This is a genomic window from Streptomyces sp. NPDC101178 (assembly GCF_044767965.1).
Taxonomy (GTDB): Bacteria; Actinomycetota; Actinomycetes; order Streptomycetales; family Streptomycetaceae; genus Streptomyces.
In genome coordinates this window covers 458,016-475,141 of sequence record NZ_JBIWOZ010000005.1, presented here as the reverse complement: position 1 = coordinate 475,141, position 17,126 = coordinate 458,016, and the positions used below count along the sequence as shown (strand labels likewise).

General features: G+C 71.4%; 23 protein-coding genes. 13 read left to right on the top strand and 10 right to left on the bottom strand.

The window, feature by feature from the left end; all coding sequences use genetic code 11:
* Nucleotides 1-79: 79 nt before the first annotated feature.
* Nucleotides 80-988, bottom strand: a complete 909-nt coding sequence (locus ACIRR8_RS18025) for a hypothetical protein (protein ID WP_404065303.1) — start codon at nucleotides 986-988, stop codon at nucleotides 80-82.
* Nucleotides 989-1,286: 298 nt separating this feature from the next.
* On the opposite strand from ACIRR8_RS18025, the gene ACIRR8_RS18020 reads away from it, so the two are divergent.
* Nucleotides 1,287-1,928 carry a TetR/AcrR family transcriptional regulator gene (locus tag ACIRR8_RS18020; RefSeq protein ID WP_404065300.1) on the top strand — a complete coding sequence of 214 codons (642 nt, stop codon included), beginning with the start codon at nucleotides 1,287-1,289 and terminating at the stop codon, nucleotides 1,926-1,928.
* Between the two features lie 188 nt (nucleotides 1,929-2,116).
* Here ACIRR8_RS18020 and ACIRR8_RS18015 read toward each other — a convergent pair whose 3' ends face one another.
* The 4 genes from ACIRR8_RS18015 to ACIRR8_RS18000 form a co-directional block, all read right to left on the bottom strand.
* On the bottom strand, nucleotides 2,117-2,944 hold the full coding sequence (locus ACIRR8_RS18015) for an aminoglycoside phosphotransferase (RefSeq protein WP_404065297.1): 828 nt from the start codon (nucleotides 2,942-2,944) through the stop codon (nucleotides 2,117-2,119).
* 89 nt (nucleotides 2,945-3,033) lie between these two features.
* Nucleotides 3,034-3,171: a hypothetical protein gene (locus ACIRR8_RS18010; protein ID WP_404065294.1), complete on the bottom strand. Its 138-nt coding sequence runs from the start codon at nucleotides 3,169-3,171 to the stop codon at nucleotides 3,034-3,036.
* Complete coding sequence (locus tag ACIRR8_RS18005; protein WP_404065291.1) at nucleotides 3,168-4,286, bottom strand: radical SAM protein; 1,119 nt, start codon at nucleotides 4,284-4,286, stop codon at nucleotides 3,168-3,170. The genes ACIRR8_RS18010 and ACIRR8_RS18005 overlap by 4 nt, the downstream gene beginning before the upstream one ends.
* Nucleotides 4,274-4,600: a hypothetical protein gene (locus ACIRR8_RS18000; RefSeq protein ID WP_404065288.1), complete on the bottom strand. Its 327-nt coding sequence runs from the start codon at nucleotides 4,598-4,600 to the stop codon at nucleotides 4,274-4,276. The genes ACIRR8_RS18005 and ACIRR8_RS18000 overlap by 13 nt, the downstream gene beginning before the upstream one ends.
* Nucleotides 4,601-5,008: 408 nt before the next feature.
* Here ACIRR8_RS18000 and ACIRR8_RS17995 point away from each other — a divergent pair, with 408 nt between their 5' ends.
* The 3 genes from ACIRR8_RS17995 to ACIRR8_RS17985 all read left to right on the top strand — a co-directional run bounded on the left by ACIRR8_RS17995 (nucleotide 5,009) and on the right by ACIRR8_RS17985 (nucleotide 7,539).
* A complete protein-coding gene (locus ACIRR8_RS17995) occupies nucleotides 5,009-6,262 on the top strand; it encodes a helix-turn-helix transcriptional regulator (protein WP_404065285.1) in 1,254 nt (417 codons plus the stop codon).
* Between the two features lie 15 nt (nucleotides 6,263-6,277).
* Nucleotides 6,278-6,649, top strand: coding sequence for a hypothetical protein (locus ACIRR8_RS17990; RefSeq protein ID WP_404065283.1), 372 nt, complete (start codon nucleotides 6,278-6,280; stop codon nucleotides 6,647-6,649).
* A gap of 128 nt (nucleotides 6,650-6,777) precedes the next feature.
* Nucleotides 6,778-7,539 (top strand): N-acyl homoserine lactonase family protein, encoded by a 762-nt coding sequence (locus tag ACIRR8_RS17985; RefSeq protein ID WP_404065281.1) that lies wholly within the window; start codon nucleotides 6,778-6,780, stop codon nucleotides 7,537-7,539.
* On the opposite strand, the gene ACIRR8_RS17980 is transcribed toward ACIRR8_RS17985, so the two are convergent.
* Nucleotides 7,523-8,242, bottom strand: coding sequence for a GDSL-type esterase/lipase family protein (locus tag ACIRR8_RS17980; RefSeq protein WP_404065535.1), 720 nt, complete (start codon nucleotides 8,240-8,242; stop codon nucleotides 7,523-7,525). The two genes, ACIRR8_RS17985 and ACIRR8_RS17980, sit on opposite strands and share 17 nt — an antisense overlap.
* Before the next feature lie 112 nt (nucleotides 8,243-8,354).
* Between ACIRR8_RS17980 and ACIRR8_RS17975 the strand changes: the two genes are divergently transcribed.
* Nucleotides 8,355-9,377: a WD40 repeat domain-containing protein gene (locus tag ACIRR8_RS17975; protein WP_404065278.1), complete on the top strand. Its 1,023-nt coding sequence runs from the start codon at nucleotides 8,355-8,357 to the stop codon at nucleotides 9,375-9,377.
* A gap of 49 nt (nucleotides 9,378-9,426) precedes the next feature.
* Here ACIRR8_RS17975 and ACIRR8_RS17970 read toward each other — a convergent pair whose 3' ends face one another.
* Both ACIRR8_RS17970 and ACIRR8_RS17965 read right to left on the bottom strand, forming a co-directional pair.
* Nucleotides 9,427-9,828: a PPOX class F420-dependent oxidoreductase gene (locus tag ACIRR8_RS17970; RefSeq protein ID WP_404065275.1), complete on the bottom strand. Its 402-nt coding sequence runs from the start codon at nucleotides 9,826-9,828 to the stop codon at nucleotides 9,427-9,429.
* A gap of 59 nt (nucleotides 9,829-9,887) precedes the next feature.
* Complete coding sequence (locus tag ACIRR8_RS17965) at nucleotides 9,888-10,751, bottom strand: TetR/AcrR family transcriptional regulator (protein WP_404065272.1); 864 nt, start codon at nucleotides 10,749-10,751, stop codon at nucleotides 9,888-9,890.
* 134 nt (nucleotides 10,752-10,885) lie between these two features.
* Here ACIRR8_RS17965 and ACIRR8_RS17960 point away from each other — a divergent pair, with 134 nt between their 5' ends.
* Together ACIRR8_RS17960 and ACIRR8_RS17955 are read left to right on the top strand one after the other, a co-directional pair.
* A complete protein-coding gene (locus tag ACIRR8_RS17960; protein ID WP_404065269.1) occupies nucleotides 10,886-11,959 on the top strand; it encodes an ATP-binding cassette domain-containing protein in 1,074 nt (357 codons plus the stop codon).
* A complete protein-coding gene (locus ACIRR8_RS17955) occupies nucleotides 11,956-12,783 on the top strand; it encodes an ABC transporter permease (RefSeq protein ID WP_404065266.1) in 828 nt (275 codons plus the stop codon). Before ACIRR8_RS17960 ends, ACIRR8_RS17955 begins: the two co-directional genes overlap by 4 nt.
* Before the next feature lie 30 nt (nucleotides 12,784-12,813).
* Here ACIRR8_RS17955 and ACIRR8_RS17950 read toward each other — a convergent pair whose 3' ends face one another.
* Nucleotides 12,814-13,278, bottom strand: coding sequence for a MarR family winged helix-turn-helix transcriptional regulator (locus tag ACIRR8_RS17950; RefSeq protein WP_404065263.1), 465 nt, complete (start codon nucleotides 13,276-13,278; stop codon nucleotides 12,814-12,816).
* 106 nt (nucleotides 13,279-13,384) lie between these two features.
* Between ACIRR8_RS17950 and ACIRR8_RS17945 the strand changes: the two genes are divergently transcribed.
* The 6 genes from ACIRR8_RS17945 (at nucleotide 13,385) to ACIRR8_RS17920 (ending at nucleotide 16,439) form a co-directional block, all read left to right on the top strand.
* Nucleotides 13,385-14,053 carry a hydrolase gene (locus ACIRR8_RS17945; RefSeq protein WP_404065261.1) on the top strand — a complete coding sequence of 223 codons (669 nt, stop codon included), beginning with the start codon at nucleotides 13,385-13,387 and terminating at the stop codon, nucleotides 14,051-14,053.
* Between the two features lie 82 nt (nucleotides 14,054-14,135).
* Nucleotides 14,136-14,444 carry a GNAT family N-acetyltransferase gene (locus ACIRR8_RS17940; protein WP_404065258.1) on the top strand — a complete coding sequence of 103 codons (309 nt, stop codon included), beginning with the start codon at nucleotides 14,136-14,138 and terminating at the stop codon, nucleotides 14,442-14,444.
* A 13-nt stretch (nucleotides 14,445-14,457) separates the two neighbouring features.
* The gene (locus ACIRR8_RS17935) at nucleotides 14,458-14,712 is read left to right on the top strand and encodes a (4Fe-4S)-binding protein (RefSeq protein ID WP_404065255.1); all 255 of its coding nucleotides are present in this window, start codon (nucleotides 14,458-14,460) and stop codon (nucleotides 14,710-14,712) included.
* A gap of 53 nt (nucleotides 14,713-14,765) precedes the next feature.
* The gene (locus tag ACIRR8_RS17930) at nucleotides 14,766-15,161 is read left to right on the top strand and encodes a nuclear transport factor 2 family protein (RefSeq protein WP_404065252.1); all 396 of its coding nucleotides are present in this window, start codon (nucleotides 14,766-14,768) and stop codon (nucleotides 15,159-15,161) included.
* A 61-nt stretch (nucleotides 15,162-15,222) separates the two neighbouring features.
* On the top strand, nucleotides 15,223-15,936 hold the full coding sequence (locus ACIRR8_RS17925) for a class I SAM-dependent methyltransferase (RefSeq protein WP_404065250.1): 714 nt from the start codon (nucleotides 15,223-15,225) through the stop codon (nucleotides 15,934-15,936).
* Between the two features lie 59 nt (nucleotides 15,937-15,995).
* Nucleotides 15,996-16,439, top strand: coding sequence for an Asp23/Gls24 family envelope stress response protein (locus ACIRR8_RS17920; protein WP_404065247.1), 444 nt, complete (start codon nucleotides 15,996-15,998; stop codon nucleotides 16,437-16,439).
* A 15-nt stretch (nucleotides 16,440-16,454) separates the two neighbouring features.
* On the opposite strand, the gene ACIRR8_RS17915 is transcribed toward ACIRR8_RS17920, so the two are convergent.
* Complete coding sequence (locus ACIRR8_RS17915) at nucleotides 16,455-16,979, bottom strand: DinB family protein (RefSeq protein WP_404065245.1); 525 nt, start codon at nucleotides 16,977-16,979, stop codon at nucleotides 16,455-16,457.
* Nucleotides 16,980-17,126 lie beyond the last annotated feature (147 nt).

Here is a 17,126-nt window from a genome sequence, read left to right as displayed (position 1 = left end):
CTCCCCATGGGCCGCCTTGACTCGCTTGCCTTCCGCCGCTTGCCACTTGAGCTGCTCGCCGCTCGCTGTTCGCCGCTGGTCAGGAGCCGCCTGAGACCTTCGTCAGCTTGTACAGATCCCAGGAGTCCGGGTCGCCGATGTACTGGTAGAGGGTGGGCCGGCTCTCCGTCCCGCCGACGGACCACTCGGCGAACGCGCACGTGTCGACGGTGACACCCACCTCCTGAGCCCAGCTGCTCGCGCCCGCGTCGTAGGTCCAGGTGCCCTGCCCCGTACAGCTGCTGTCCGCGCCGCCCTCGCGGCCCTCTTCGTCCGCGCTGTCCCCGAAGCGCCTGTCGCGGAGGTCGTCCTCGATGCCGACGGCGGTGACCTGGCCGTCCGCCCCGAAGGTGAGTGTTCCGCCCTGCCCGTCGGACCACCGCCCGACGACCTCGGCCGAAGTCACCGTCGGCGGGCGGTACTCCTGGAGCAGGCCCGTGGACAGGGCGACGCTCCCGAGGACGCCGGTGAGGATCACGGTGCCCAGGCCCCACAGCGTCACCCGGCCGAAGATCCGTTCCCGGGGCGACCGCCAGATCAGGGCCGGAACGGTGAGCGCGGCCGTGGTCAGCAGCCACCGCAGGGCGATGTCCCCCGGCTCTCCGCCGCCGCGCACGGCCACGGTGACGCCGACGAGGACGAGGGAGACGGCTGCCGCCACCGGAGGCACCCACCACCACGCCTCGCGCCCGCCGAACCGGCGTCCCAGCACATCGCTCAGCCAAGCCGTGGGCAGGACGAAGGCCACGGACAGCCCGGCCGCGACAAAGGTCCCGAGTACGGCGAGGACCGGCAGGAACAGGATGAACAGCGCTGAGCCGCCACCGTAGTTGGGCGACTCCTGTGTGCTGGCGTACACGTCGGACACGACGTACGCGAGCGCCGCCTCCAGGAACAGCACCCATATCGAGAGCAGCAGTGACAACCCGTAGAGCCGCTTCTTCTCCACCGTTACATCCCCCCAGCGCACGCCGACGGGGCCATCGTGCCAGAGCCGTTTGAACGCGTTCAACTGGGGTGGCCGCGGGGAGTGCGCCCGCTGCGGCCACCCCGACTCCCGACGCACCGAGCTACGCACCGAGCGACGCGCCGATCGACGCGCCGAGAAGAAGCGTTTCCGCGTGCGGGCATTCGCCCGTACGGGTGTGGCGTGGCCCTCCGGCGGCCCTCCGGACGCGCACAATGGGGCGGCGGTTCGTGCAGAGGTGCCGAGGCCCTCTCCCGCACCTTGCGCTGAAGGAGGACCGGTGGCTGATGGCTGGGCGGTTCAGCGGACGGGGCCCGGTGACCAGGCCCGTACCCAGGCGAGGGAACAACTGCTGGACGCCGCACGGGAGCTGTACGGGGTCGTCGGCTACCGGGAGACCTCCGAGGCGGACCTGTGCGAGGCGGCCGGGGTCACGCCCGAGGTGCTCCGGCTGGAGTACGGGACACGGGAAGGGCTCCTCATCGCTCTGCACAACCGGGTCACCACCATCGGCCTGCGGGCCGCGGAGGCCGCCCTGCTCTCCGAGGGGATCGACGAGTGCGCGATCGCGGAACGGGTCCGGCGCCTCTTCGACGCGTACGTGGAGTCCGTCACCCGGGACCCGCGCGAGGCGAGGGTGACCTTCGTCGAGGTGCTGGGCGTCAGCGCGGTGGTGGACGAGCACTGCAAGCTCTGGCGGGCGCTGTGGACGGAGTTCCTCACGGGGGAGGCCGAGCGGGCGGTGGAGCGGGGCGAGGCGGAGGACCGGGACCACCGGGTCGACGTCATGGTCATGGTCGGCACGGTCCACGAACTGATGGCCCACCACACCCGCCGCTGCCGCCGCGCCCGCCCGGAAGACGTCTCACGCGAACTGACGGAGCTGGCCCTGACGATGCTGGGGTCGCAGCGGGTGGGGTGAGGGGGCGGAGGCGCGGGACGGTCACTGCTGGCCGAGGAGGCCGGGCGGTGTGCGCATGTCGTCGAAGATGACGGTGCCGGGCCCTTCGAGGCCCCGCAGGATGGACGGCCCTCCTGCTCAGGCCACCGACTCCGCCGATGTGTGCTGCCGTTCGTCATCGTGGTGCACTGCGGATGCGGCGGTGCAGTTCACGTGCCCTTGCGGTGTGTGTGCCAGGCGGTGGCGGCCGTTGCGAGGCGCAGAGTCCACGGGTCGGGGTCGGGATCGGTGGTGCTGATCTCGTGCCAGAGGTTGTGGTTGGCGGTGGCGAAGGCGGTGATGCCTTGGGTGGGGGCGGTGTGCCAGCCGGGGATCTCGGCGGCCCGTTGTTCGGCGGACGTGGGGGTGTGTCCGGCGGCGATGAGCCAGATGGTCCAGTAGCCGGCGTCGAGCCAGGGGGCTCCGCGGGTGGCCCAGGCCCAGTCGACCAGGCGGGCCCGGTCGCCCTGGGAGCCGTGGTCGTCGATGAGGACGTTGGTGTTGCTCAGGTCGGTGTGGAGGAGGTGCGTCCCGGCGAAGAAGCGGAGGTCGTCGGGGTGGGTGACGTAGCGCTCCAGGCGCTGTTCGGCTCGGCGCAGTTCGATGGTGGGGCAGGGGGTGGTGCCGAGGCGGCTTAGGAGGGCGGCGACTTCGGGGAGGTCGGGGGAGCCGGGGGCGTAGTCGGCGTGGTGGCCGTTGAGGGCTTCGAAGCCGAGGAGGTCCCAGCCTGCGGTTTCGACGCGCCAGTGGAGGGCGGGGGCGAGGCCGCTCAGGAAGGGGGCGATGGCGGCTTCCCTGTGCTGGGTCCAGGCGCGGGGGTGGTCGGTGCGCAGGCCCTTGATGTGCCAGGTGCCCGTGGCGGAGGTGACGCGGGCCGCGATCTCGCTGTTGAAGCCCTCGGTGGTCTCCGTGACCGTGAGGAGAGGGCCGGTGTGTTCTTCGACGGCGGCGCGGGCGGCGGGCGGCAGGTCGTCGAGGCCGATGCGGGTGGTCGCCATGGGGCTTCACTTTTCCATGAGGGCAGTGGTGGGGGCTTCGGGTGGAAGAACGTCCCGAAGCCCCCGTGGTTCTGTGCGGGGCCGGTTGTCTACCGGTAGGGGTTGTCGTCGTTGCAGCCGGGGACGGCCCCTTCGGACAGCTCCTCCAGGTCGTCCAGGAGGATCACTCCCTCGGGCTCCTCCGGGGCCGGTGGCCGGGGGCTGACCTCGACCGTGACAGTGGTCATGGCGCTTCCTCGCTTCCGTGTTGGCAGTAGGTGTTCAGTGGTGCCTCCGCTTCCTGGTAGGCCTTGGCGAGCGGTCGGCAGACCCGGCAGGTGCCGGAGAGCTGACAGCCGCCGCAGCCACCGGTGCGAAGCATCTGGGCATCGGCGATGCCGGGCAGACGGAGGAGTCCGTTCAGGCCCTCCGCGAGGAGGTCGATGGGGTTCTCGCGGCCGACCTTGCACATGGTCGCCAGGCCGTGCGGGTCGACGTGGAAGAAGGTGTGGCCGGCGGGGCAGCCCTTGAAGATGCTGGTCTTGTCCAGGAAACCAGGGGCTTGCGCGGCCAGCGGTTCGGGCGTGCCGGTGTACGTGGGGGAGATCGACCCGTACTCCGTACGCGCGGCTCCGAAGCGGTCGGCCAGAGCGCGCATCGCGTCCAGCTCGTGGGCGTTGTGCCGGGTGACGATCAGTGCGAGCTCCAGCGCGATGCCAGCCGCGTGTGCCGCGACGAGGCCCTTCTCGACCAGCTTGAACGCTCCGGGCTTGCGGGTGAGCGCGTCGAAGCTGTCCGGGGTGGCTCCGTAGAGGGAGACGGTCACCTTGTGCGGTGGCAGGTCGCGCAGGAGGCCGATGATCTCGGGGCGGTGGAGCCGGGAGCCGTTGGTGAGGATCTCGATCAGCATTCCGGAGCGGTGGGCGAGTGTGTACGTGTCCACGAAGTCCCGGTCGATCAGCGGCTCGCCGCCGGTGAACTGGAGCCACAACACTCCGGCGTCCCGCAGCAGGTGCAGGAGCCGGACCTTGTCCGGCCAGGGCAGCCCTTCGAACTTCCGCTCCGCGAGGTAGCAGTGCTCGCAGTTGAAGTTGCAGCCCTTGTTGATCTCGTACGTGGCCCGGCCGTAACCGAGCCCGGTCTCCGGCCGTACGACGACGGCATCCCGCATCACCGAGCCCGCCAGGTCCACCTTCCAGGCCGCACGGGCATGGTCGAGGAGCCAGGCTGGTAAGGGCCTGCTGCTCTCAGCAGTCGAGGCCAGCTCCCGGTACAGGGCCCTGGGGATGCGCATGCCGCCCCTGGAGCCGGGGCGGGCGATCAGGAACGTTCCGTTGTACGGGCTCGCGATCAGCTGGCGCACGGGACCTCCTCCGGGTTGTCCTGCCAGGTGTGGTGCTCGGGGTGGCCGGCGAACAGGGAGCAGCCCTGGCTGTCGGGTTCGGAGCCGGTGAAGGGGCAGTCGCGTAGTACGACCAGGTTCACGTAGTCCGCGCGCCAGCGGAGCCAGAGGGCGGTGTCGTGCGTGGCGAGTTCGGCCAGGAGCCCGTAGTGCTCGTCGCCCTCGTGGGCGGACAACTGGCACTGGAGGGTGCGGTCGAGGCAGCCGTCCGGGGCCTTCTGCCGTGTTTCCTGTGCCAGGGCGAGTGGTACCCGGCGCCAGTGTGTGCACCGCATCACGGCACCTCCTGCAGAGAGCCTTCGGTGTTCGAGCCGCACCCCGTGCAGAGCGGGCATGCGCAGGGCGGGAGAGCACAGGGGTTGTCCAGAAGCGGCAGATTGTCGTCCTCCCGTACTTCCGTCACCGGCCCCCACGTCCGGCCCGAGTCACGGGACACTCTGAGTCTCAGGAGAACTCGCGGTCGGGTACTGAGGTCATCGGCCTGTGTGTCGCCTCCGAGCTCGTACACGGGGGTCTTGTCTCTCGTGGTCATTCGCCGGGCTCCTTCAGCTGTCCCGGAACTCGTCCGGGTCAACAACCAGGAAATCGGCTGGAGTCGGGAGCAACCACGGCATCGGTGCGGCACTCTTGAAGCAGATCTGTGCACAGTCGCCGAAGAGGCCGACGCTGCGGGGAGTGGGGGCATGGGACTGGCGGAACGGCGCAAGGCCCTGGGCTACAGTCAGGAAGAGTTGGCTCAGTTACTCGGTGTGGACCGCACAACGGTCGGACGCTGGGAGAACGGCAGGGTCTACCCGCAGCCACCCCAGCGGCGGGGCCTGGCCGCCGTGCTTGAAGTCAGCCTCGAGGAGCTGGACTCCCTCCTCGGCCCACTGCGAGGCTCAGCCCGGGAAACCGGTGGTAACCAGTCCAGCGAGCCCCCGAACGCGGGAGACCCTGACGAAATGATCCGCCGCGCATTCCTCCGCATACTGTCCGTCAGCGGTGCGTTGACCGTGCTGCCCGTAGACGAGGCGGAAGCCCTAGCCGAGGGCGTCCGAGGCGGCGTTCCTGCCGATTTCGCCCGGATGAACAGCCATCTGTGGCAGGTCTACCAGCTGTCCCGTTCCAAGGAAGCCGTCTATCCGGTCGTGCGCGACCAACTTGCCACGCTCAATGATGCCTTGACCGGTCATCATGGAAGCCCTCGCCCGCTGTTGAATGCGGCGGCCGATCTGTTCCAGCTGGCCGGTGAGGTGGCGTTCGACGGGAATCGGTATGCCGATGCCGCGGCTTCGTACGCGCTCGCGGCCTCGGTCAGCAAGGATGCCCAGGCGTACGACCTGTGGGCATGCGCGTTGGTCCGGCATGCGTACGTGGACATGTCCGAGCGGCGCTACCGTCAGGCCGCACAGATGCTTGATGCGGCCGAGCGCCTGGCCGGCCGGGGCGACCGGAACCTTTCGACCCGTCACTGGGTTTCTTCGGTCCAGGCTGAGGCGTACGCGGCTCTCGGCGACCTGGAGGCGTGTGAACGCGCGATGGACCGCGCGGAGACTGTGCGCGACCTCACCGCCGACAGCGTCAATGGTGGATGGCTCCGATTTGATGGCGCGAGGCTGGCCGAGGAACGGGGCTCACGCTACGTACGGCTCGGCCGTCTCGGCCTGGCAGAGGAGGCCCTGGAACGTGCGCTGGCGCAGACGGCCCTGGCGCCGGGGCAGTCCTACCGCCGACGGGGTGCGGTGCTGACGGACCTGGCGGCGATCGGGGCGAAGCGGCGCGATGCAGAGCAGGTCGTCGCGTACGGCAAGGAGGCGATCAGCCTGGCGCGCGCCTCGGGATCGGGGTATGTCGGCCGTAGACTCCGAGGCCTGTGCGACGAGTTCGGACCCTTGAGCCGTGACCACCGTGTGGGGGAGCTGAGGGCGGAGATCGCCACGCTGGGTACGCCGTGACGAGAAAGGGATGGCATGTCGCAGACCGAGATCGAAGGTGCACGACTGTTCCGGGAAGCCTGGATCGCGGGAGTTCACCGGCACTTTCCCGGTGAGCCGAAGGCCGGTTACGTGACTCCGTGGGAGGACACTCCGCAGTGGGAGCGCGAGGCGGCCGGGGCCGTGTACGAGCAGGTGCGGCAGTTCGTCGAGGTCAGTGACGGGCGTACGTCGCAGTTGTCCCGCGAGCAGCGGGGGCGGTTCGTGGCGGTCTGCTGGACGGCTCAGATGTTCCGGCACTTCGATGACCCGAAGCCGGGCTACGTGGCGGACTGGGCCGACCTGCCCGCCTGGCAGCAGGAGACCGACGCCGACATCTTCGATGCCGTGGAGAAGGCGTTGAGCTGACCGGCGGGAACGAGCCGGAGAGCCTTGACCGTGCTTTTACCGGTCTGCCGTGGCCCACGCCCATGGGTGCGGCTCTGCTGTCGGCAGAGCCGCCGCACACCGCCCCGCCCACCTGCCAGGCTGCCCGTATGACCCAGCGTACGAACGCGAACGCGAACGTATCCGAGACCGAGACCGTCGCCGTCCACCGTCTCGATCTCGGCTTCTTCGTGCGGCCCGCGTCCGAGACCGGAGGGGCGCAGCCCAGAGTGGAACCGGTTCTCGCCTATCTCGTCGAGCATGAGCGCGGGCGGCTTCTCTTCGATACGGGGATCGGGGCCGGGGATTCCGGGGCCGAGGCGCACTACCGGCCCCGGCGCCGCCCGTTGCAGGCCGCGCTGGCCGCTGTGGGGGCGGGACTTGAGGACGTGGGCCTCGTCGTGAACTGTCACCTCCACTTCGACCACATCGGCGGCAATCCTCTGCTCGCGGGCGTGCCCGTCCTGGTGCAGGAGGCCGAGTTGGCGACCGCGCGGCGGGGCGGGTACACCATCGACGCGCTCGTCGACTTTCCCGGTGCGCGTTACGAGGAGCTTTCCGGGGAGGCCGAGATCTGGCCCGGGGTGTGGGTCGTGCCGACTCCGGGGCACACCGACGGGCACCAGTCGTTGGTCGTCCGGCAGGGGGACGGCACGGTCGTCGTCCTTGCCGGGCAGGCCCATGACTTCGCCTCGCAGTACGCCTCCGACGAGCTGGCCCGGCGTGCCGCGCTCGACGGGGTGGCGCCGCCGCTTCCGCCGTACCGGCCCTGGATGGACCGGCTGGCCGCGTTCGAGCCGGGGCGGGTGTTCTTCGCGCACGACTGCTCGGTGTGGGAGCCGGCGTCGGGGCGTGTCAGCCCTCCGCGGTGACCGGTCCGCCGACGAGCGCGGGCTGCCGTGCGTACGGGCCGCCCAGTGCCCACGCCTGGTGCATCGCGTCCGCGAAGGCGGCCGCCAGGAGGTGTTCGCCGGTCGGGCCCGGGTGGGTGCCGTCGTACGTGTCCGTGTGGATGTCGTAGCCCGGCGGGCGCGAGGCCAGCAGGAGCGGGGAGGCCGGGGTGTCCAGGTCGGCCACGGCCTTGGCGAGGAGTTCGTTGAAGCGGGCGCAGGAGGCGGCGAAGGGCGCGTCCGACTCGGCCCGGACGTTCGGTATCACCGGGAGCAGCACCATCCGGATGTGCGGGTCGGCCGTGCGGGCCGCCGCGATGAACGCGCGCGCGTTGGCCGCCGTCTGCTCGGCGTCCGTGTAGAACCCGAGGTCTATCAGGCCCAGCGAGACCAGCAGCACGTCCGCCTCCGCCGCGCGCACCGCGTCCGCGATCACCGGCGCCATGTGCAGCCACCCCTCGCCCCAGCCCGCCAGGTGCCCGCGCGCGGCGGGCGGGAAGGACGGGTCGGCGTACGCGTCGGAGAGCGGGGCGTTCGCCGCGGGGTCGTACAGCGTCGTCCGCGGGCCGACGATCTCGTACGAGGCCGGGCAGACCGCCTCGAAGTGCTGCCACAGCCGGTAGCGCCAGGTGAAGTCGCCGGTGGCGCCGATGGTCATGGAGTCGCCGACCGGGAGAAAACGCATGGCGTCATCATGGCCGATCACGGCTGTGGCCTGCGACGTGACGATGGACACGGTGGGGTGGGCGGGGGCGGACTCCGCGGTGGACGGGCCCGCGACCGTGGACACTTGGGCCATGCGTTCGTATCCGAGCCGCCACCGGGCCGCCGCAGGTCTCGCCGTTCCCGCCGCAGCCCTCCTGCTGCTCCTCGGGGCCGCCTGCCCCGCCGTCGCCGCCGACGGGGATGCCGACCGTGACTTCACGATCGAGGACCCCCGTATCACCGAGTCCAGCGGCCTCGCCGCCAGCCGTCTGCACCCCGGCGTCTACTGGACGCACAACGACAGCGACGACGGCCCCTACGTCTTCGCCGTCGACTCCCGCACCGGGAAGACCGTCGCGACCATCACCATGCGGGGCGTGGGTGAGCCGCGTGATGTGGAGGGCATCTCGATCGGCCCTGACGGGGACATCTACGTCGGTGACATCGGGGACAACCTGGACGGCACCTGGAGCCACGTCTGGATCTACCGCTTTCCCGAGCCCAAGGCGCTCCGCGACGCCACCGTCACCGCCACCCAGTACGACGTGAAGTACGCCGACGGCGCCCGCAACGCCGAGGCGCTGATGGTCCACCCGAAGACCGGACGCGTCTACATCGCCTCCAAGAACGAGGACGGCGGCGGCCTCTACGAAGGGCCCGCCGAGCTCACCACCGGCGCTCCGAACATCTTCCGGCGGGTCGGCGAGGTGCCGTGGGTGACCGACGGGGCCTTCTCGCCGGACGGCGGCTCGCTGGTGCTGCGTTCGTACTTCAGCGCCCGCGTGTACGACTTCGCGGACGGCCGCCTCGGGGAGAGCCGCTCGGTCGCCGCGCCGTTCCAGCGGCAGGCGGAGTCGGTGACGTACACGGCGGACGGCTCGGCCCTGATGTTCGGCTCAGAGGGGGCGGGCAGTGGGGTCGTGCGTGTGGAGGTCGAGGGGCGCCCGGAGAAGGAGGACGGCCGGGAGCCGGGGAAGCCTTCGGGGAGCGGCGGTCCTGCTCAGGGGACCGGTGACGGTCAGGGTGAGGACGGCAAGGGGAGCGTGGGGCTCGGTGCCGTGGTCGTCATCGGGGTCGGAGTTCTGTGGTTCGCGCTCCGGAAGAAGCGGGGGTGACGGGGCAGGGGCGGGAGGGCGCTTCGTACGCGAGCCCCGGTCGCCGGTCTCAGTCGCCGTTCACCACCGGCCACACCTCGTAGTGCAGCGTCCTGTCCCGCTTCAGCCGGTGCACCAGCGGCACCAGCACGCCCTGCACGACCGGGTACTTCCGCGACAGCATCCGCGCCGCGTACGTGTTCTCCTTCGTGCCCGGCCGCAGCAGCCGTGCGTGGGCGCTGATCCGCGGTCCCGTGGGTCTGCCCCGGACCGTGCAGGGCGCCAGCTCCACCTTCGGGTGGTTGCGCATCCGCTCGACCTTCCAGGCGGACGAGAACGTACGGATGAACGCGTGATCGCCCTCCACCGCGATGTTCACGGGCGTGCCGACCGTCGTGCCGTCCTGGCGGTGCGTGCTCAGCAGGACGGCGTACTGCTTCACGAAAGGGGCTAGCTCCCGGCTGGCGTCCATGTATCCATTGGGGCACGCGCCCGGCGCCCTGTCATGTCCGGTCATGTGCCGTACGTCGGTCAGCCGGCCGGCCCGTCCGCCTTCCGCTCCGCCACCAGCGCCTCGAAACCGGCGATCAGCCGTTCCAGCCCGAACGTGAAGTGGTCGAAGTCGGCGCTGAAGGTGTCCTCGGCCATCCCCGCCATCATCGGGTACCCGCCGCTGAGCATGGCCCGCTCCAGGTAGGGGCGCTGGCTCTCCCAGAACTCCTCGTCGCTCAGCCCGGTCTGCGCCACCGCCTCCGCCGCGTCGGCCTGCGTGCCGGCGAGGCCCTCCACGAAGCTGTTGACCGTGATGATCACGCCGATCAGTTCCGGATCGCGCAGGCCCATCGAGCGCAGCGCGGTGAGCGAGAGTTCCAGGCCGCGCAGGGCGCTGGGACCGAGCACCGTACGGGCCTGGTTGATCTTCAGCAGCCAGGGGTGGCGGCGCAGGTTGTCCAGGTGGGTCCGGGCCATGGTGTCGATCGCCGCCCGCCAGTCGCCGGGGGCGCTGCCGCTCTCGGGCTCGGCGGCCTCGGGCGCGCCCTCTCCGCCGTCACGCTCGGCGGCGAGCGACTCGCCCAGTACCCGGTCCAGCATCAGGTCCAGGAGTTCGGCCTTGCCGGGGACGTACCGGTAGAGCGACATCGTGCCCGTGCCGAGCTCCGTGGAGAGCCGGCGCATGGAGACGGCGGAGAGGCCCTCCGCGTCCGCGACGGCGATCGCGGCCGTGACGATCCGCTCCAGCGTGAGGGCCGGTTTGGGGCCGCGGCTGGGGCGGTCGCCGGTGCCCCACAGGAGCTCCAGGCTGCGCGCTATGTCGCCGCTCCCGGCCGTGGTGCCGTCCGTCGTCCGGCCGGTCGCCGCCGGTGTCGTCGCCGCTGTCGATCCGTCTTTCGCCATGGGGGCAGCGTAGTGCGCCGGAGGCGATGTGAGTACGCCGTACTCGTATTCGGGTACGTCGTACTCAGTTTGGGGTACGGTGTACTCAATTCGCTTCCGGGTCGGTCGGAGGCCGGAGAACAGGGGGATGCGCCATGTCCGTATCGTCGGAACCGGAGTTCGCGTCCGGGGCGTCCGGGTACGCCGTGCTCGCCGAAGGGGTCGTCAAGCGCTACCGGGCGCGGGGGAGGGGCGGGGCGGAGAAACGGGCGCTCGACGGGTTCGACCTCGCCGTCCGGCCCGGCACCGTCCACGGCCTGCTCGGCCCGAACGGGGCCGGGAAGACCACCGCCGTACGCGTCCTCGCGACGCTCCTGCGGTACGACGCGGGCCGGGCCGAGGTCGCCGGGATCGACGTGGGGCGCGAGCCCCGCCGCGTACGGAGCAGGATCGGGCTCGCCGGTCAGTACGCCGCCGTCGACGAGGGCCTCACCGGGCGGCAGAACCTGGAGATGTTCGGGCGCCTCTTCCATCTCGGCAACCGCGGGGCCCGGCTCCGCGCCGGGGAGCTGCTGGAACGGTTCGACCTGGTGGAGGCGGCCGACCGGAGCGCCACGGAGTACAGCGGCGGCATGCGGCGGCGGCTCGACCTCGCCTCCTCGATGATCCTCTCGCCCGACGTGCTCTTCCTGGACGAGCCGACGACCGGGCTCGACCCGCGCGGGCGGGGCGAGGTCTGGGACGCGGTACGGGCCCTGGTCGCGAGCGGCACGACCGTGCTGCTCACCACGCAGTACCTGGAGGAGGCCGACAGGCTCGCCTCGCACATCACCGTCATCGACCGCGGCCGGGCCATCGCCGACGACACTCCGGACGCGCTGAAGAACCGCGTCGGCGGCGACCGGATCGAGGTCGTCGCCGCGGAGCCGGACGACCTGGCGGCGGTGGCGCGAGCCGTGGACCGGGTGGCCGGTGGCGGGCTCGTGGCCACCGACGCCACCACCCGCCGGGTGCACGCCCAGGTCGCCGACCGGGTGGCCGCGCTGACCGAGGTGGCCCGCAGCCTTAGGGACGACGGGATCGCGGTGGAGGACATCGGGCTGCGCCGGCCGAGCCTGGACGACGTGTTCCTCCGGCTGACGGGCCACGGCGCGGGTGCCGACGACCCCGGCGCCGACGACCCGGGGGCCGGCGACCCGCAGGCCGTACGGGAGGTGGCGGCGGCATGACCGTACACACCGCGACCGAGGCGCCCCGCGACCACGGCCTCGCCCACTGGGCCGTCGTCGACTGCTGGAACATCACCCGCCGCACCCTCACCCACTACCAGCGCCAGCCCTCCGCCGTCGTCTGGCAGCTCGGCTTCCCGATCCTCTCCGTCCTGCTGTACGGCTACGTCTTCGGCAGCGCCATGAAGGTGCCGGGCGGCGGCGACTACCGCGAGTTCCTGATGCCCGGGATGTTCGCCATGACCATGGCCATGGGCTTCATGAACACCGCAGTCGCCGTCGTCACCGACGCCGGCAAGGGCGTCGTCGACCGCTTCCGGTCCATGCCGATGGCCCCGTCCGCCTTCGCCTCCGGGCGAGGTGCGGCCGACCTGGTGGTGGCGGGTGCCGAGCTGGCGATCCTGGCCGCCACCGCGCTGCTGATCGGCTGGCGTGCGGGCGGCGGGGTGCTGCCCGCCGTGGGCGCGTTCGGGCTGCTCCTGCTGCTGCGGTTCAGCCTGATCTGGGTGGGCGTCTGGCTGGGCCTGCTGGTGCCGACGCCGGAGGCCGCGGGCGGGCTGTACGCGGTCGCCTTCCCGCTCACGATGATCTCCAGCACCTTCGTCGCCCCGTCCCTGATGCCGGGCTGGCTGGGCACGGTCGCCGCCTGGAACCCGATCTCGTCGACCGCGACCGCCACCCGCGAGCTGTTCGGCAACCCGGTGGCCGGTGGGGGCACCTGGGTGGAGGAGCACGCCCTGCTGATGGCCGTGGTGTGGCCGGTGGTGATCACGCTGGTCTTCCTGCCGCTGGCGGTACGGCGGTTCCGGCTGCTCGGCCGGTGAGCGCGGGAGGCCTGGAGCCGTGGTGGCCGGTCAGTCGGGCTGCTTCTCCATGTGGCCGAGGACGCGGTCGCAGATGCGGGCGAGGGCGGCCAGCTCCTCCGGGGTGAGGGCGTCGACGAACAGCCGCCGCACGTGGTCCACATGGACGGGCGCGGCCTCCTCGATCGCCTCGCGACCCGCCGGGGTGGCGACGACGAACGCTCCGCGGCCGTCGTCGGGGCAGTCCTCCTTGGCCACGAGTCCGCGCTTCGCCATCCGCCCCACCTGGTGGGACATACGGCTCTTCTCCCACTCCACCAGCTTGGCCAGCTCCGTGAGGCGCATCCGCCCGCCGGCCTCGGTGAGCTTGGCCAGCACGAGGTAGTCGGCGGGGGACATGCGGGAGTCCGCCTGGACCTGGCGGGAGAGCCGTCCGATGAGCTTCTCCTGCATGCGGATGAAGCTGTCCCAGGCGACCTGCTGTTCCGGGGTAAGCCAGCGAGGCGGTGCGTCCATGGGGGAAGCGTAGTTGCCATCAGGGCTAGTTGACGCGTCAACCATCTCTGCCTAGTGTGGGTGACGCGTCAACTAAATGGCGTACGGCTCCAGAAGGGACACCCCCATGAGCACCGTCAGCACCCCGAACAAGGCCGGACTCGACGCGCTGCTGACGCCCGAGGAGAGCGTCCTGGTACTGATCGACCACCAGCCCTTCCAGTTCGCCAACCTGAACAGCCACGAGCCGACGATGATCGTCAACAACGTCGTCGGACTCGCCAAGGCCGCCAAGGCCTTCGGCGTCCCGACCATCCTGACGACCGTCCTGGAGGAGCGCGGTGGCCTGCTCATCCAGGGCATCCAGGACGTGTTCCCGGAGCAGAAGCCGATCGACCGGACCTTCATCAACACCTGGCAGGACCAGCGTGTCGTCGACGCCGTCAAGGCGACCGGGCGGAAGAAGCTGGTCCTCGCCGGGCTCTGGACGGAGATCTGCCTGGCCATGCCCGCCATACAGGCGGCCGGCGAGGGCTTCGACGTCTACGCCGTCACCGACGCGTCGGGGGGCGTGTCGGCCGAGGCTCATGACATGGCGGTGCGCCGCATGGTCCAGGCGGGCGTCGTCCCGATCACCTGGATGGCTGTGCTGGGCGAGTGGCAGCGGGACTGGGCCCGCGAGGAGACGGTGCCGGCGGCCGCGGAGGTCCAGGCCCAGCACGGCGGCGCCTCCGGGGTGGCCTTCGCCTGGGAGATGCAGCTCCTGGCCGCCGGGCGGTCCAGGAGCGCCGCCTGACCCGGGCGGGTAGGACGAGGGACGAGGACGCACCGCCCGGACCGGGCCGGTGCGCACGAACGGAGAGAAGAGGTCAGGACAGATGGCAGTCGCAGTGAAGGACGTTCCCGAGGCCAAGCGGTACGAGGCGCGGATCGAGGGGGAGCCCGAGGTCGCGGGCTTCGCGGACTATCTCCGTACGACGGAACTCATCGCGTTCCTCCACACCGAGGTTTCGCCCCGGTACGAGGGCAAGGGCGTCGGGTCGGCCCTGGCCCGCACCGCCCTCGACGAGGCGCGCGCGGCGCAGCTGAGGGTGCTGCCCACCTGCCCGTTCTTCGCGGGATGGATCGCCCGGCACCCCGAGTACCAGGACCTGCTCTACCAGTCCCGCAGCAGTGTCAGCGACTGAACGGAGGCCCGGAATGAGCGAGCGGACGGACAGGCGGTCCTACGAGGGGCAGTCGATCACCGTGACCTTCGAGGCAGGGCGCTGCCGGCATGCCGCCGAGTGCGTCCGCGGTCTGCCGGAGGTGTTCGACACCGGCCGGCGCCCGTGGATCCGGCCCGACGGTGCCGACGCCGATCGCGTGGCGGCGGTGGTGCGGCGCTGCCCCTCGGGCGCGCTGCGGTACGAGCGTACGGACGGCGGGGAGGGAGCCCGGCCCCCTTCCGTATGAGGGCGGCGGGGAAGGACCCCCGGCCCGCCGGAATCATCGAGGAGTCAGGAGAGATGACTGTGACCCAACACCCCGAGGCGGACCGGGCCCGGGACAACACCGCGACCGTCCTCACCGCCATGCGGGAGCTCTTCGGCGAGAAGGACCTCACGGCGCTCGACCGGTACTGGGCCGAGCCCTACGTCCAGCACAGTCCCGGGATGCCCGGCGGCCTGGACACCCTGCGTGCCGCGGTCCCGGATCTGCGGGGCTTCCGGTGGGAGCCTCGGCGGATCGCGGCACAGGGCGACCTCGTGTTCACCCACAGCGTCGTGCACGGCTGGGCGCCGGGGCCCGTCGCCATCGTCGACATCTTCCGGCTGGAGAACGGCCGCATCGTCGAGCACTGGGACGTCGTCCAGGACCTCGTCCCGCCCGAGGAGACGGTCAGCGGCGAACCGATGGTCTGACACCGGGGCCGGGGTCGGGGCCGGGGCCAGTGCCGGGGATGCGCCGCCTAGGGTGGCGGCCATGACTGCCTCCGGCCCGCCGGCCGACTTCCAGCGCACCACCCGGGACTCGTACGACGCCATCGCCCCCGCCTACGCCGAGTTCTCGCGCGGCGAGCTGGCGGCCAAGCCGGTGGAGCGCGGGGTGCTGGCCACCTTCGCGGAACTCGCGGCGGCGGGCGGTGGCGGCCTGCCCGTGGCCGACGTCGGCTGCGGGACGGGCCGGGTCACCGCGCACCTGAGCGAACTCGGGCTCGGGCTCGACGTGTTCGGGATCGACCTCTCGCCGCAGATGCTCGCGGTGGCCCGGCGGGACCACCCCGGGCTGCGGTTCGAGGAGGGTTCCATGCTCGCGCTCGGCCTGCCGGACGCCTCGCTGGGCGGCCTCCTCGCCTGGTACTCCACCATCCACGTCCCGGACGAGGAACTCCCGCGCGCCTTCGCCGAGTTCCACCGCGTGCTGGCCCCCGGCGCCCCCGTACAGCTCGGCTTCCAGGTGGGCGACGAGCCGCTGCGGATGACGGAGGCGCTGGGCGAGGAGGTCTCGCTCGTCTTCCACCGGCGGCAGCCCGAGCGGGTGGCCGCGCTGGTGCGGGCGGCGGGGCTGGAGGTGCGGGCCGTGGTGCGGAAGGAGCGGGACACGGAGGGGCCGTTCCCGGAGCGGGCGCCGCAGGGGTTCGTCCTGGCCCGGCGGCCCCGAATGGCAGACGGGTGCGGAGGGGCGGAGAGTGGATGAGGGGGTTCCGCACGGGCGCGACGAGAGCGCCCGTGGCAACCACTCTCTGTGAGGCGGACATGGCCGACATCGGAACGCGGAGCGGAAACGCGGCGAAGAGCGGCGGCGGAGGCGGCGTGCGCGGCACGACCACCATCGCCGACGGCGTCGTGGCCACCATCGCCGGAATAGCCATCCGGGAGACCGACGGCGTCCACTCGGTGGGCAAGGGCGCGTCGAAGGCGCTGGGTGCCGTCACGAGCCGGGTCTCCGGCTCCTCTGGCGCAGGGCGGGCGGTCAAGGTGGAGGTGGGTGAGAAGCAGACGGCGATCGACGTCGATGTCGAGGTGGAGTACGGCGTCGCGATCCACGAGCTGGCCGACCGGATCAGAGGCCAGGTCGTCGGGGCCGTGGAGTCGATGACCGGACTGGAGGTCGTCGAGGTCAACATCAACGTCTTCGACGTGCACATCCCGGACGACGACGATGAGGACGAGGACGACTCGGGCGGCCGCGTGCGGTGAGCACGGGGGACCTGGTCACTCCAGGCCCGGGTAGCGGCCCACCGCGCCGTCGATCAGTTCGCGCACGATGTCCATGTGGCCGGCGTGCCGGACGGTGTCCTCCAGCATGTGGATGAGCACCCACCGCATCGAGACGACCCGCCCGTCCCACGCGGTGCCGGTCGTCTCCAGGTCCGTCTCCCGGATCGCGGCGTCGGCGGCGGCGCGGGCGCGGGCGTAGAAGGCGAGGATGTCGGCGGTGGTCTCGTCGGGGCCGGCCGCCATGTCCTCGGTCGCCGGGTCGAACCGGAACGGCTCGGTCTCCCGGCCGAACGTCGAGCAGAACCAGCCGTATTCGACGGCGGCGAGGTGCTTGACCAGCCCGAGCAGATTGGTCCCGGTCGGCGTCATCGGCCGCCGCACCTGCTCGTCGTCCAGCCCCGCCAGCTTCCACAGCACCGCGTCACGGTGCAGGTCCAGGCTGGTGTGCAGGCTCTCCTTCTCGCCTCCGGTGTACGGGACGTGGGGGACGCGGCTCGCGGGAGGCTCGGGTGAACTCATGGGGCGCACCATAACGGCTCCGCAGCGCGAGGGTCCTCAGCGTCATCGTGGAGCGGGACGGCCGCGAACCGCGCTGCTGGCATGTGCCTTCCGGTCGAGTGATGCGGAGACGGCCCGGCACCCACGCGGGTGCCGGGCCGTCTCCGT